Genomic DNA, 13,368 nt, shown 5'->3' on the forward strand with positions numbered 1-13,368 from the left:
AAAATTCGTTGCTGACGAGAATTTCTTCTCATTAATGTCTCAATTGCTTGAGACGCTTCAATCACTCGTTGTTCAGTTTTCAAAGGACAATCTCGTTTATGTTACTCATTTGTACCAGTCGTTCTCGCGACCGGAATTTCATTCTAACACATTCATCTTAGCAATGCAAGTGTTATTTTTAACATTCTGTAGCAAGTTATCTAACATGACTCTCACGTTCAACCGCGTTTCTTGCGGCCGAGTTATAATATATCACATTAGTTGTTAGCTTGCAACATCTTTTTTAATCATTTCCGACTGCCTCTCAGCGGCCGGAAGAACAATATACCACGCCTGCAAAGAAACATTCAACAGGTATATTTTTACATGTATGAACAATTAACTTCCTTTATATGCAACCCTGTATAGTTTGGTCTTCATTCAGCAATCTTAAACGTAACGCAAAGCTAAGATGAAGACGCCGTCAGCCAGCTTCCGAGGTGTTAATACCGGGCTTATATTTGACGGGTTGCAGCGCTCACTCTTCCTTCTCTCTCCTGTTCCTGTTCGGCTGCGGCGATTGTGGGTAATACCTTTTTATAAGTTGAAAGCGCCAAACTCACATCGAAAGGAGCATCAGCATGATAAGCGCCCAAACCATTCTTACCATTATCGTCATCAATATCGCTTATGTCTCTCTCTCCACGATCCGCATGATTTTGGTGATGAAGGCAAGAAGGCTGCTCGCCGCAAGTATAAGTACGGTGGAAATCTTCATTTATTTAATGGGTCTTAATATTGTGCTCAAGAACATCGACGATCCTGTCAATATTATCGCTTACTGCGTAGGCTGGGGGGCTGGCGTCTGGCTGGGGATCCGCATTGAAGGCTGGCTTGCGCTCGGATACACCACTCTGCAGATTGTCGTCGATTATACGGAAACGACTCTGCCGGATACCCTGCGGAACAAAGGTTACGGAGTCACTCACTGGGTGGCGGAAGGACGCGACGGTCCCCGTCTGGTCATGCAGGTGCTCGCCAAGCGTTCGCTGGAAAAAAAGCTTTTGAGCACTCTTCATGAACTTGCTCCGAAAGCTTTTGTAATCTCTTATGAACCGCGTTTTTTCCGCGGGGGTTTCTGGACGAGGAGACTGAACCCTTGACCGGTTGGTGATTCATTTTGTCTTCTCCTGTTTATATAAAAGGTTACATAAGTAAATTCCACGCTTTTACTTAGAGAAAAAAAGGGGTGCTGCATAGAATGATTCGTCTGGAAGGTGTTATCAAAAGATACGACGATGGATTCGTCGCACTAAAAAATCTTAATTTAGAGTTCGCCGAAGGCCAGCTCCATGTCCTGATCGGACCAAGCGGATGCGGTAAATCCACCACGATGAAACTGATCAACCGCTTGATCAATCCCTCCGAAGGGAAGGTTACCATTAAAGGGAAAGATATTTCCCAAATGGATCCGGTCGAGCTGAGACGCAACATCGGCTATGTAATACAAAATATCGGCCTATTCCCCCACATGACGATCGCCAAAAATGTAGCGGTTGTTCCAAAGCTTCTGAAATGGGACCAGCAGCGCATAGATACACGGGTCGATGAACTGCTTCGCTTGGTATCCCTTGACCCGGACACGTTCCGCAACCGCTATCCATCCGAGCTTAGCGGAGGACAGCAGCAGCGTATCGGCGTTATCCGCGCTCTGGCCGCGGAACCCGATATCATTTTGATGGATGAGCCTTTCAGCGCGCTCGACCCCATCTCCCGGGAACAGCTGCAGGATGAGCTGGTACGGCTTCAACAGGATCTGAAGAAGACGATTATTTTCGTTACCCACGACATGGACGAGGCCGTGAAAATCGCGGACAACGTCGTGCTTATGAAGGACGGCGAAATCGTTCAGCACGGCAGTCCGGAGCATATCCTCCGTTATCCGGCCAATGAGTTTGTAAAGTCTTTCGTCGGTAAAAAGAGGCTGCAGGCGGATACCGGATTCGAGGAAATCCCTACCGTCGATGAGGTTATGGCCGAACATCCGATCACAGCCTATCCTACACGCGGTCTTGCCGAAGCCATTAAAATCATGGAGAAAAACCGGGTCGATTCCCTCTTGATCGTAGACAGGCAGAACCGTCTGATCGGTACGACGTCCATCTTCCAGGTGCTCGACAAGTATAGGCAGGAAAATATCACACTCGCCGATATCGCCAAACCTTTTCATCATACAGTCGAGACAGGCACTTCCTTATCCGTGGCAATCCAGCTTATGAACGAGCATAACCTTCCTTATATTCCGGTCGTCCGCGAAAACAACACGTTCGCCGGGCTCGTTACCAAAGGGAGTGTAGTCCGTCATATCGCGGATGTATATACACCTGCCGAGTCTGACGAATTTGCCGAAACGGCCGAAGCGTCGCTCCAAGCTTCAGCGGAAGATGGGACGCAAGTACCGGTCGGCGGCAGCGGAGGTGCTTAAATGGACTTCCTGAACAGCTACGGTCAATTTCTTAGCGATCGGTTGCCTGATATCTTGATCGCTTTCCGGGAGCATCTGATCATTTCGTTCCTGTCTATCCTTTTCGGCTGTATTGTCGCCATCCCTATAGGCGTCTATTTGGCCGGGAACCGGATTAAATGGATCAATTCGCTTGTTTTCGCTTTATCGAATCTGCTCCAGACCATTCCCAGCCTCGCGCTGCTGGCTATCCTGATCCCGCTGATCGGGGTCGGTATGAAGCCGGCCATCATCGCCCTGTTCCTGTATTCGCTGATGCCTATCATGCGGAATACGTTCACGGGTTTCCAGGCGGTCAATCCGCATCTGATCGAGGCCGCAAGAGGCATGGGCTACAGCTCCATTCAGCGGTTAGTGCGCATCCAGCTTCCGCTGGCTCTTCCTTACATCATGTCCGGCGTCCGCGTGACAACGGTCTATATTATCAGTTGGGCTACACTGGCGACGCTTATCGGAGCCGGCGGCCTGGGCCAGTTGATTGTAGCGGGGATGGGCGTGAACAAGAAGGAGCTTATTTTCACAGGCGCCATTCTGGCCGTCATCTTGGCTCTGATCGCCGATTTCGTGCTGGGAGCTTTGGAAAAATGGCTCACCTCGCGCACCAAAACATCAAGCGCTAAAGCGGCTTAACTTTTTTGAAGACTATCATTAAACGAGCTGAATAAAAGCTTATCACTATAAAAAAACGGCCGCGCTGTGAAGGTCGTCTAAAGGGGATTTCGAATGAAACGTGTGAGAAGACGCTTACTGGCAGCAAGCCTTCTCGCTGCGGTTGTTGTGTCAGCAAGCGGCTGCGGACGGGGAGATACCATTCTGATCGGGACGCAGACTTATTCGGAGCCGAAAATTTTGGCTCAAATGTACAAGCTGCTGATCGAAGACCGCACCGACCTGAAGGTGGATGTACTCCCGGACCTTGCGTCAAGCGGAGTAATCATCGATGCCATGAAGAAGGGCGACATCCAGATGTCCACCCTTTATTCCGGCGAACTGCTCAATAAGCATTTCCCGATCGAGGACAAGAAAAGAAACCGGGAAGAAATACTTGCCGAAGCGCAGGCCGGTTTCGATAAACATTTTAACTTTAAATGGTTTAATCCTTACGGATTTGAAAATACGTATGCCTTTACGGTGCGCAAAGAATTGGCGGACGAGAAGGGCTGGAAGAAGATCTCGGACATTATTCCGGACGCCGGCTCCATCAAACTCGGGGTAGATACGACCTGGCTGGAAAGAGAAAGCGACGGATACAAGGCGTTCGCCAAACATTACGGGCTTCAATTCGGAGATACGCTTCCTATGGAGGTCGCGCTCGTTTACAGCGCCGTAGCCAGCAAAAAAGTGGATATCGTATTGGCTTACTCAACGGACGCCCGGTTAAAAGAATACAATCTGGTCACACTGGAGGACGACAAACAGTTCTTCCCTCCTTACGACGCCTCACCGGTTGTGAAAAAAGAGCTGCTGGCCGCTCATCCGGAGCTGAACGATATCATCGGACTGCTTATCGGGAAAATCGATGCCAAAACCATGATTGATTTGAACTATGAAGTTGACGTGAAAAAACGCAATGAGAAAAAAGTTGCGGAAGACTATTTAAAACAAATCGGACTGCTGAAATAAAGGTCCTGCAGGCCTTCTAAGGGGACATGAATATGGAGCTTTTCTTTCAATACGTTAGTGAAAACTGGCTGGATTTGCTGGGACTGACTTACGATCATATCGTAATGGTCCTCCTTGCCATTCTCATGGCGCTTATCGTCGGGGTGCCGCTGGGCATTCTGGCCGCGCGTTACCGCCGCCTCGGTTCCGTCATTCTTACGGCCGCGAACATCATTCAGGTGTTTCCGAGTCTGGCGCTGCTCGTGCTGCTGATGATCGTGTTCGGGCTCGGCTTCAAGACTGTGGTTATCGGCCTCTTCCTCTATTCCCTGATGCCGATCATCCGCAACACCTTTGTCGGGCTCACCCAGGTAAATCCGGCGATTACGGAAGCCGGACGGGGAGTCGGCATGAGCCAGCTTCAGCTGATGTGGAAGGTACAGCTTCCGCTGTCGCTGCCCTTCATCGCGACAGGCGTCCGGGTGGCCGCGGTCATCGCCATCGGCGTGGCTACCATTGCTCCGCTGATCGGGGGCGGGGGCCTGGGCCGGGAGATTTATTCCGGCATCAACATGGACAACTCCGCCCGTTTGTATGCGGGAGCTATCCCGGCGGCGCTTCTCGCGCTGCTGACGGATTTTGTCCTCGGCCAAGTGCAGAAGCGTATGCACATCAGCCGATAGTGTAAATAAAAAGAACGCGAAAGACTGCCTGTGCAGCCTCCGCGTTCTTTTTATTTGTCGGGAAGGGCGTGGTGAGCGCCCGTGAATCGGCTGTACCGCCCCCCCGCTTTGGGGGAGCAGCAACCGCCTATCGTCGTACTCACAATGCGCGCCGCGTTTGAACAGCGGTTCATATTCACGTAACGAACGAGAAGATTCTGCGCTGAAAACAAAAAAGCCGAAAGAGCCCATTCGGGCTTCTTTCGGCTTCGCGGTTGTTATTTCGCCTGCCATACCTGCGGCTCGGATTTACCGCTGTAGTACTCGATACGGCCGGGGACAATCTTCAGAATAACATATTCCGGATCGTGCGGACCGTCAAACCATTCTTTGAAGTCGTCGCGCCATACTTTTTCGCGCAAGCTTTCATCCGTACTCACGCTGCCTGTCGCTGCGATTTGAAGGATATCGGAAGAAGTTTTGCCGTCAAAGCCCACAAGAATATGTACATGGGGGTTGTCCCGCAGCTCTTCCACCTTATCGGTTTTACGGTTTGTCGCCAGATAAATCGTCAGCTCATCGTGAAATAAAGCCATGTAGCGTACACGCGGTTTCCCATTCTCAACAGTACCGAACGAGCAGAACTCGTTTTTATCCAGAACGCTTACGATCTGCTGTTCCAAAGACGGATTCGACATGCTCTCTCCAGCTCCTTTCGAGTAAACACATTTCTCTTTCTATTTTTAGATTACCCGAAATGATGAAGCTCCAAACGAAGGAGAGCCGCTTTGGACAAGCGTTCCTATTGGACTTTTCCCGCCTCATCGGTCACGGCGAAGTTGTAGTTCACGGAACGTGTAAAAGGTTCCTGCCGCTCATTCACCCCGTTGATGTCGAATGAGATATTATAGACCCCAGGCTCCGTCGGTGCTTTGAAGTCCAAAAGAACTTCGTTCTTCGCGGTTTGCAGATTAACTTCTCCCGCTTGCTGGAGGCTCTTCACTTTGCCTTTGCCTCCGGAACGGGTCAGCTTCGCCTTCTTCGCTTGAGTGTCTTCCAGCTTGCCCGCTCCGTCGAACGAAACGGCAATTTGCGCATTCTCACCTTGTTTGTATTGTTTGCGGGCGTTCTTGATTTGTCCTTTTACACGGCCTTCCGGACGGGCCAGCATAAAGTATGCGTCCCCTTCTCCCGACAGCTCCAGGGTCCAGTTCCCCTTCTCCGGGTTCTCGAGCGTCAGCGTATGATGAACGGCATCCGAGAACAGAACGGCATCGTCTTTCTCCGCACTTTTGGCCGGGTTAAGCGGGATCTTTTTGCCGGATGGGCTTGTCAATGTGACTTGCGTCGTTTCTTTAGCCGTCAACACATCCAGTGAGATCGCGCCGAGACCGCTTTCAAGCGGGAACACCTCTTTTGCGGATCCTTTGGCGAGACTGCCCCCTTTCATAATGAAAGAAGAATTCTCGGAAACCGCAGGAGCTGCTTGGGGAGCGGCGGAGAGGTTCTCTTCTTGAAGCGCCGCCGCTGCAATCGTCGTTTTGCCGAGTGCCAGTTTAGGTTGAACCAGACTCCAAGTCTGGGAAGCCGTCGTCATCGCGCTGTGGGAGATGTTTTTTGTAAAGCTTTTAATGCCATATGGCAATCCGAGCGCGGAAGCTACGCTGACCGCACCGTCATCCTCACCCGGAAGGACGGCATGAGCGAACCAGTAGGCAGTGAACCAGCCGTCATCGCCTTCTCCGCCGGACATGTAGGTCTTAGTAGCGGAGACTCCGGGTTTGCTGTCTGTCTGTGTCCGAAAATTGGCCATGTAGGAAGTTTGCAGCGAATAGACCGCATCATCTTTCTTGCCGAGAATGTCGGCCAGCCAGCTTGTCCAGTCGCTGTAAGCCATGTCAGCCAGCTCGGAGCCCTTATTCGGCGTAGAAAGCTGATGAACGACGTTCACGTACGGCGCGGCGCCGTAATGCAGGAGAGCGGCTTGCGTGTCGATTCCGCCCTTGGAGTGAGCGATGATGTTAATTTGGGAGACACCATAATAGTTGGCGACCTTCTTGATGACCTCGGCCAGCTTCGGACCGTTGGTCCACATGTCCCCGCCCGTACCGTCCGCATCTTTCAGTTGTACGAAAGCCGTGCGGTACCCGGCCTTATAAGCCGCCTCGTAGTATCCGTCCGTTTTGAGCCAGGTGTTATAATTCGAGTGAAGACCCTGAACGAAAAGAATCACGGGCTTGCCATTGGAAGCCTGCGGCGGCACCGCTCCCGTGTACCAGTCCCCGAAATTACCGGACGGGTTATCGTCATGCAGAGCCGGAGCCGGAGGCTGAGCGGCTTGGACCACCGAAGAACACGCAAGAACGGCGGAAAGACCTAACAAGGGGATCATACGGGCACGAACTTTTTGAATCATTTAATTCCCTCCTCTGAATGGATAATAGCTTACTCCACCATTATATGGAAGAAATTACAATTCAGCATTAGCTAGATGTTAATTTTAAGAAAATAAAATAAAAAACCGGAACTATTTTCGGACTAAAGTGATTCTAACCCACCTATTTGACCGTCCGCCAACACAAATCTAAGTTTTCGGACCACCGACATGTGACGCCGAGCTCCGCGCTGGTAGCTTCGCGCTTCCTCTCCTTTTTAAAAAGGAACTGTTCATCGACATCGGCTCCTTACTGCGTCCGGCTGGCGGTATATCTGTCTTTATTTCCGAAGCTTCCTGCCTTTCGACATCCGCATGATGTATTTGATCCTTTGTCGATGAATCATCCGGCACAAATAGACACCCGTCTCACGGTTCGATATTTCTCGGGAAATATTTCTAAAAAAAATAAGAGACCCCGCTGTATTCAGCAAGGTCTCTTATTTAATGAGGTATGCGGTCGGAGGGATTTGAACCCTCACGCCCATTGGGCACTACCCCCTCAAGATAGCGTGTCTGCCGTTCCACCACGACCGCATGTGAGGTAAAGAATGTGAGCCATGAAGGACTCGAACCTTCGACACCCTGATTAAAAGTCAGGTGCTCTACCAACTGAGCTAATGGCTCTCATGGTGACCCGTAGGGGATTCGAACCCCTGTTACCTCCGTGAAAGGGAGGTGTCTTAACCCCTTGACCAACGGGCCATGTCAACTCTTAGAACATGATGTCGTTTTTGACGACAAGTGTTATTATAGCTTAACCTTTTCAAAATGACAAGCCTAATTTGCAATGAATTTTCTGGCACAAAATCGTTTGGCCCGGCACCCGTGCCGCTTGCGCAAAGGCCCTTAAAAAGCAAAAAAGCCGCTGTATCTAAGCGACTTTCTTCACATTACTTAATGGCGGAGAGAGAGGGATTCGAACCCTCGCACCACTTACGCAGTCTAACCCCTTAGCAGAGGGTCCCCTTGAGCCACTTGGGTATCTCTCCAGATATGGCTCCCCGAACAGGACTCGAACCTGTGACAACTCGATTAACAGTCGAGTGCTCTACCAACTGAGCTATCAGGGAAAGACAATAATTAATTTATCATGAACGTTTGGGAAAGTCAAGCGTGTAAAGATTCAGCTTTCCCCGGCATTTTCCGCACGAGTATTTGCGCACATCCATCTTTCTTTTCCGGTAATATTCGGTGCCGCAGGCCACGCACTGGAGCTTGTACTTGTAAGGCGCCGGTTCCTTGCGCTGAGGCAAAGCCCGGCAAAATCGCGTCCCGCCCACTTGCTTGAGCAGAATTTTAAAGTCGGCATCCCGGTGCTGATAGCCTCTTCTCTGCAAATGAAGATGATAGTGGCACAGCTCGTGCTTAATGATTTTTTCGACATCGTCCCTGCCGTAAGTCTCCCATTGGTGCCAACTGATCTCGATATCGTGGGACTTCGTAAAATACCGACCGCCCGTGGCACGAAGCCTGCGGTTAAACCGCGCACGGTGACGAAACGGCCATCCGAACGCCTGCAAAGAAATCTGCTCCACCCACTCCTGAAGCTGCCCGTCGTCCATAGCAAGCGACCCCTTTCCCCGCTTCGGCACGGGATTTCCCGTATGCTCCCGCGGATAAGTCTCTCTTGAATTTGTACCTAATGAAGGGCTATACTGTCAAGTAGAAAACGAGAATGTGATGCGCGAGAGGAGCACCGCCGCTATGCCGACCAGCGTTATGAAATATGCCGTATTGAAACTGAAAGACCAGCTCGAATTTGTCGAAATGCCCGCTACGCACATGTACCAGCTTACAGCCCTAAACGGCCGGCTGCACAAAGAAATCGAGAAGTTGACCGCACACAATGTGCCTGAACTGCCGGTCGTTATCGCCGAATGCGACAACCTGGAACCGGTGGGTACCGCTTTTACGGTAACAGGAGGTCTCCACTATATCAATAAGCTGGAAGCATCCTTTGCTTCCATTCAGGAATCCGCCTACCCGATCGTATCGCTGCTCACCGAAATCCGGGCGCTGCAGGCCCAACTGGAGCAGTGGTACGAAGAGTACGAGGAAGATCAGCAGTAAATCTCCGCTTTTCCGATAAAAAAAGTTGCAGGACCTGCACGCCGGGCGCCTCTTCCCCATATGCTGTAAGTAGTCAGTCAGGAAGGGGATGGCGTTATGCCGCAATGGCTCTGCAACCAGCTGATGCGAGCGTTTCAGAACAAAAACCCTCGGCAGATTCGTTTACTTAACGACAGTTGGTTTTTTTACCGGACACGGAGATCACCCGACGAGCTGTCGGGATCCTTTGAAAAAAGCAGGTAGCTCCGCGTAGGCGGAATTACCTGCTTTTTTTGTGACGGCTCCGGGCCGTTAAGGTAGACGGGCGTCCAGGACCCGGCCGATCTGCTCGTTGATTTTGCCGACATCCGGCTGCGGAGCCGGGTGATCGGCTAACGTGTACTTGTATTTCAGCTTCAGGATCCGGTAAACGCTCTCGTCGATTCTCCGCTCCGAGAGAACGCCGGTTTCGGCGGCCTGCTTCAGCGCTTTTACGACACGGACCGTGTTGTCGAATTCATGACAGACGAGGGCTACGTCCGTGCCCGCTTTCACCGCTTGAACGGCCGCCTCTCCGATTCCGTAGCTTTTGACGATGGCGCCCATCGTCAGATCGTCCGTGAACACGACACCGCCGAAATTCAGCTCTTTGCGCAGCAAATCGGTAATGACCTCCGGGGATAAGGAAGCCGGATAGGTGGAATCCAGCTTCGGAAGCAGAATATGCGCAACCATGACCGCATCCGCCCCGCTTTGGAAGGCTTTGACGAAAGGGACGAGCTCGAAAGAACGCAGACGGCTCGCATCGTGCTCCACGACAGGCAGCCCGATATGGGAATCTACCGCGGTATCGCCATGTCCCGGGAAATGTTTCACGACGGGAATCACCTTCTGCGCGGCGATGGCTTTCATCATCTCGACGCCGAGATTGCCTACAAGCTCGGGCGTCGACCCGAAAGAACGGTCCCCAATGACCGGATTCTTCGGGTTGCTGTTGATGTCGAGCACCGGAGCGAAATTCGTGTTAAATCCCAGGGAGGCCACTTCCCGGGCCAGAATATCCCCGATCTCCGCAGCGAAACGCAGGTTCTTCGTACTGCCGATCACCTGACTCGCGGGCACGTTCATATACTCGTCCGGCATGCGGCTGACGCGTCCGCCTTCCTCGTCCACACTCAGCATAAGCGGTATTTTGCTGCCCGTACGGGCATTCTCTTCTTTCAGCGAATTCAGGAGGGCTGACGCCTGCCCGGCGCTTTTTACGTTCGGCTTGAATAAAATGAAGCCTCCGACCTTATAGGTATCTATCAACTGCCGCGCGTGCTCGTCCATCTCCAATCCGTCGACTCCGCTGATGACCATCTGCCCGATTTTCTGGTCCAGCGTCATCCTCGCAATCTGATCCTTCAGCGGGTCCTCCACCGTAGGGGTCGGACTCGACTGCGACTCCTTGCCGCCGCTTTGACTATTGCCCGGACCTGCTTGCGGTCCCGATGTGCTGCAGCCGGCCGAAATGAACAGCAGTACGGCAAGCGCCAGCGTCCCTCCCTTGCGTAACCATGTGTGAAGCATGGACCTTCCCTCCGCTCTGATCGTCTGCCGGATTCCAGCGGCAGCTATCTTTTCTGTTTTTGCCCATTCGGGTAAGAGTTATTCCTGCCCTGCCTGATCGAGATGTCAGGACGGCACTAAGATGCAAAATTCAGGTAAAAAAGAAAACCTCAAGCTCTTTGGGATCTTGAGGTTCTTTAGGGTCGGTTCCGTTTATTGCGGCTGTTTCATCGTCAGGCCGACACGGCCCTTCTTCACATCTACGTTCAATACCCAGACCGTTACGTTGTCACCGACGGATACCACATCCATCGGATGTTTCACGAACTTGTCGCTGAGCTGGGAAATATGGACGAGACCGTCGCTTTTGATGCCGATATCGACAAAAGCGCCGAAATCGATCACGTTGCGCACGGTACCCTGAAGCTCCATGCCCGGCTTCAGATCTTCGATCTGCAGGACGTCAGTCCGGAAGATCGGCGTCCCGAGTTCCTCGCGGGGGTCGCGGCCCGGACGCTGCAGGCTGTCCAGGATGTCACGCAGCGTAGGAACGCCAATGCCGAGCTTGGGCGCAAGCTCTTCGGGCTCCTGGCGCTGAAGCAGTTCCTTGAGCTGCTGGGAGCCGATCCCGGCAAGCTCGACTCTCAGCTCGGCCAGCAGCTTGTCCACCACGTCGTATGTCTCGGGGTGGATCGGCGTGTTGTCGAGCGGGTTGCCGCTTCCGGGTACCCGGAGGAAGCCGATGCACTGCTCGAACGTCTTCGCGCCGAGGCGGGGAACCTTCTGCAGCTCTTTGCGGCTGCCGAACTTCCCGTTCTCCTCGCGGAACTTCACGATATTCTTCGCGATCGTGCTGTTGATTCCGGAGACGTAAGAAAGCAGGGACGGCGATGCCGTGTTCACGTCGACACCGACATGGTTAACGGCGGATTCGACAACCGCTTTGAGGCTCTCGTCGAGATGCTTCTGCGAGACGTCGTGCTGGTATTGGCCGACGCCGATCGCTTTCGGCTCGATTTTGACAAGCTCCGCGAGCGGGTCCTGCAGGCGGCGCGCAATCGAGATGGCGCTGCGCTCCGCCACGTCGAGATCCGGGAACTCCGTCTGAGCAAGCTTCGATGCGGAGTACACGCTTGCCCCGGCCTCGTTCACGATGAGGTACTGGAGCTTGCGCGCTTTAAGTTCGGCGATCAGATCCGCCACGAACTGCTCGGTTTCGCGCGAAGCGGTACCGTTGCCGATAACGATGAGGCTGACATCGTACGTGTCGATCAGGCGCTTGAAAGCGGCCTTCGCTTCCGCGACTTTGTTGTTCGGCGGCGTCGGGTACGTCACCATGACCTCCAGCATCTTGCCCGTCTCATCCACGACAGCCAGCTTGCAGCCGGTCCGGTAAGCCGGGTCGACGCCGAGCACGGTTTGGCCCTTAACGGGCGCCTGGAGAAGCAGATTCCGCAGATTGCCGGCGAAAATCTGGATCGCGTGCGTCTCCGCCCGTTCCGTCAGCTCTCCGCGGACTTCCCGCTCGATGGATGGCGCGATCAGACGCTTGTAGGCGTCTTCCACAGCCGATTGCAGCGCGTCGCGCGTCACGGACGGCCCCTGGATGACCTGGCGGCCGATGAATTCGTGGATCCGCTCAACGGGAACGTCGAGCGCCACTTTCAGCACGTCCTCGCGCTCACCGCGGTTAATCGCCAGCGTGCGGTGCGGCGGCATTTTTTTCAGCGGTTCCTGGTAGCTGTAGTACATCTCGTAAACGGACTCTTCTTCCTGCTTCTTCGCTTCCGTACGCAGAATCCCGTTGTCGTGCGTAAATTTGCGGACCCAAGCCCGGATTTTCGCATCGTCCGCGAGCTGCTCGGCGACGATATCCCGCGCGCCTTGAAGAGCTTCTTCAGCGGTGGCGACGCCTTTGTCTTCACGGACATACTTCTCGGCTTCTTCCTGAAGAGAACCTTTCTGAAGCTGTTTTAGTATAAATTTCGCCAGCGGCTCCAGCCCTTTTTCCTTCGCGACGCTCGCGCGTGTTTTGCGTTTCTGACGGTATGGACGGTACAAATCCTCCAGCTCCTGGAGCTTTACCGCTTTTTCAATGGAAGCCTGGAGCTCGCCGGTGAGCTTGTCCTGCTCGTCGATAAGACGCAGCACTTCCAGCTTGCGGTCTTCCAGGTTGCGAAGGTAATTCAGCCGCTCCTCGATATCCCGCAGGAAATTCTCGTCGAGTTCTCCCGTCATTTCCTTCCGGTACCGCGCGATAAACGGGATGGTGTTGCCTTCATCCAGGAGATTTACGGTCGTTTGAACCTGCGAAGCCTTGAGCTGAAGCTCGCCGGCGATTTGTTTGACGATCCGGGCAGCCGTAGCCGCCGTTTTTTCCTCGGTCCGTTCGTAGCTCTTAGGTGCTTGCTGCTTGTCTGCGTGCTGGACATCCGTGTTTGCCATCGTTATTCCCCCATGCGTTTTGTAGCTTTCTTCCGGGCAGATTGTGCTCGACCCGATCCTTCCCCCGAAAACATCTCGATCTCCGCCGCATTCGCGTGCCTGGACCTCGTTTCCGTGCC

General features: G+C 53.0%; 12 protein-coding genes and 5 tRNA genes. 7 read left to right on the forward strand and 10 right to left on the reverse strand.

Annotated features, from left to right (window positions below; genetic code table 11):
* The first annotated feature begins 620 nt into the window (after positions 1–620).
* The 5 genes from ABH899_RS27390 (at position 621) to ABH899_RS27410 (ending at position 4,788) form a co-directional block, all read left to right on the forward strand.
* On the forward strand, positions 621–1,142 hold the full coding sequence (locus tag ABH899_RS27390; RefSeq protein WP_009675179.1) for a DUF2179 domain-containing protein: 522 nt from the start codon (positions 621–623) through the stop codon (positions 1,140–1,142).
* Between the two features lie 98 nt (positions 1,143–1,240).
* Entirely contained in the window at positions 1,241–2,464 is a 1,224-nt protein-coding gene (locus tag ABH899_RS27395) for an ABC transporter ATP-binding protein (protein ID WP_009675165.1), read from the forward strand.
* Positions 2,465–3,133 (forward strand): ABC transporter permease, encoded by a 669-nt coding sequence (locus ABH899_RS27400; protein ID WP_370001980.1) that lies wholly within the window; start codon positions 2,465–2,467, stop codon positions 3,131–3,133.
* 93 nt (positions 3,134–3,226) lie between these two features.
* Positions 3,227–4,126, forward strand: a complete 900-nt coding sequence (locus tag ABH899_RS27405) for a glycine betaine ABC transporter substrate-binding protein (protein ID WP_370001982.1) — start codon at positions 3,227–3,229, stop codon at positions 4,124–4,126.
* 32 nt (positions 4,127–4,158) lie between these two features.
* Positions 4,159–4,788 carry an ABC transporter permease gene (locus ABH899_RS27410; RefSeq protein ID WP_009675182.1) on the forward strand — a complete coding sequence of 210 codons (630 nt, stop codon included), beginning with the start codon at positions 4,159–4,161 and terminating at the stop codon, positions 4,786–4,788.
* Positions 4,789–5,045: 257 nt separating this feature from the next.
* Here the strand turns inward: ABH899_RS27410 and ABH899_RS27415 are convergent, their stop codons facing one another.
* The 8 genes from ABH899_RS27415 to ABH899_RS27450 form a co-directional block, all read right to left on the reverse strand.
* Positions 5,046–5,465 (reverse strand): pyridoxamine 5'-phosphate oxidase family protein, encoded by a 420-nt coding sequence (locus ABH899_RS27415; protein ID WP_370001983.1) that lies wholly within the window; start codon positions 5,463–5,465, stop codon positions 5,046–5,048.
* 104 nt (positions 5,466–5,569) lie between these two features.
* Positions 5,570–7,183 (reverse strand): esterase/lipase family protein, encoded by a 1,614-nt coding sequence (locus ABH899_RS27420; protein WP_370001985.1) that lies wholly within the window; start codon positions 7,181–7,183, stop codon positions 5,570–5,572.
* A 473-nt stretch (positions 7,184–7,656) separates the two neighbouring features.
* Positions 7,657–7,738, reverse strand: a tRNA-Leu gene (locus ABH899_RS27425).
* A gap of 17 nt (positions 7,739–7,755) precedes the next feature.
* Positions 7,756–7,828: transfer RNA gene (locus ABH899_RS27430), tRNA-Lys, on the reverse strand.
* A 3-nt stretch (positions 7,829–7,831) separates the two neighbouring features.
* A tRNA-Glu gene (locus tag ABH899_RS27435) sits at positions 7,832–7,906 on the reverse strand.
* A gap of 196 nt (positions 7,907–8,102) precedes the next feature.
* A tRNA-Ser gene (locus ABH899_RS27440) sits at positions 8,103–8,193 on the reverse strand.
* A gap of 5 nt (positions 8,194–8,198) precedes the next feature.
* Positions 8,199–8,274 (reverse strand) — tRNA-Asn (locus ABH899_RS27445).
* A gap of 18 nt (positions 8,275–8,292) precedes the next feature.
* The gene (locus ABH899_RS27450; protein ID WP_370001987.1) at positions 8,293–8,766 is read right to left on the reverse strand and encodes a SprT family protein; all 474 of its coding nucleotides are present in this window, start codon (positions 8,764–8,766) and stop codon (positions 8,293–8,295) included.
* A gap of 142 nt (positions 8,767–8,908) precedes the next feature.
* On the opposite strand from ABH899_RS27450, the gene ABH899_RS27455 reads away from it, so the two are divergent.
* Positions 8,909–9,274, forward strand: a complete 366-nt coding sequence (locus ABH899_RS27455) for a hypothetical protein (protein ID WP_009675188.1) — start codon at positions 8,909–8,911, stop codon at positions 9,272–9,274.
* A gap of 96 nt (positions 9,275–9,370) precedes the next feature.
* Positions 9,371–9,517, forward strand: a complete 147-nt coding sequence (gene cmpA, locus ABH899_RS27460) for a cortex morphogenetic protein CmpA (protein ID WP_085981306.1) — start codon at positions 9,371–9,373, stop codon at positions 9,515–9,517.
* 48 nt (positions 9,518–9,565) lie between these two features.
* Here the strand turns inward: cmpA and nagZ are convergent, their stop codons facing one another.
* Together nagZ and ABH899_RS27470 are read right to left on the reverse strand one after the other, a co-directional pair.
* Complete coding sequence (gene nagZ / locus ABH899_RS27465) at positions 9,566–10,825, reverse strand: beta-N-acetylhexosaminidase (protein ID WP_370001990.1); 1,260 nt, start codon at positions 10,823–10,825, stop codon at positions 9,566–9,568.
* A gap of 192 nt (positions 10,826–11,017) precedes the next feature.
* Positions 11,018–13,249: a Tex family protein gene (locus ABH899_RS27470; protein ID WP_256124149.1), complete on the reverse strand. Its 2,232-nt coding sequence runs from the start codon at positions 13,247–13,249 to the stop codon at positions 11,018–11,020.
* Between the last annotated feature and the right edge of the window lie 119 nt (positions 13,250–13,368).

The sequence above is a fragment of the Paenibacillus sp. RC84 genome, from assembly GCF_041260495.1.
Taxonomy (GTDB): Bacteria; Bacillota; Bacilli; order Paenibacillales; family NBRC-103111; genus Paenibacillus_F.

Coding starts and splice junctions, on each gene's coding strand:
- ABH899_RS27395 (WP_009675165.1), top strand. CDS start 1,241: ATGATTCGTCTGGAAGGTGTTATCAAAAGATACGACGATGGATTCGTC.
- ABH899_RS27410 (WP_009675182.1), top strand. CDS start 4,159: ATGGAGCTTTTCTTTCAATACGTTAGTGAAAACTGGCTGGATTTGCTG.
- cmpA (WP_085981306.1), top strand. CDS start 9,371: ATGCCGCAATGGCTCTGCAACCAGCTGATGCGAGCGTTTCAGAACAAA.
- ABH899_RS27405 (WP_370001982.1), top strand. CDS start 3,227: ATGAAACGTGTGAGAAGACGCTTACTGGCAGCAAGCCTTCTCGCTGCG.
- ABH899_RS27415 (WP_370001983.1), bottom strand. CDS start 5,465: ATGTCGAATCCGTCTTTGGAACAGCAGATCGTAAGCGTTCTGGATAAA.
- ABH899_RS27470 (WP_256124149.1), bottom strand. CDS start 13,249: ATGGCAAACACGGATGTCCAGCACGCAGACAAGCAGCAAGCACCTAAG.
- nagZ (WP_370001990.1), bottom strand. CDS start 10,825: ATGCTTCACACATGGTTACGCAAGGGAGGGACGCTGGCGCTTGCCGTA.
- ABH899_RS27390 (WP_009675179.1), top strand. CDS start 621: ATGATAAGCGCCCAAACCATTCTTACCATTATCGTCATCAATATCGCT.
- ABH899_RS27400 (WP_370001980.1), top strand. CDS start 2,465: ATGGACTTCCTGAACAGCTACGGTCAATTTCTTAGCGATCGGTTGCCT.
- ABH899_RS27420 (WP_370001985.1), bottom strand. CDS start 7,183: ATGATTCAAAAAGTTCGTGCCCGTATGATCCCCTTGTTAGGTCTTTCC.
- ABH899_RS27450 (WP_370001987.1), bottom strand. CDS start 8,766: ATGGACGACGGGCAGCTTCAGGAGTGGGTGGAGCAGATTTCTTTGCAG.
- ABH899_RS27455 (WP_009675188.1), top strand. CDS start 8,909: ATGCCGACCAGCGTTATGAAATATGCCGTATTGAAACTGAAAGACCAG.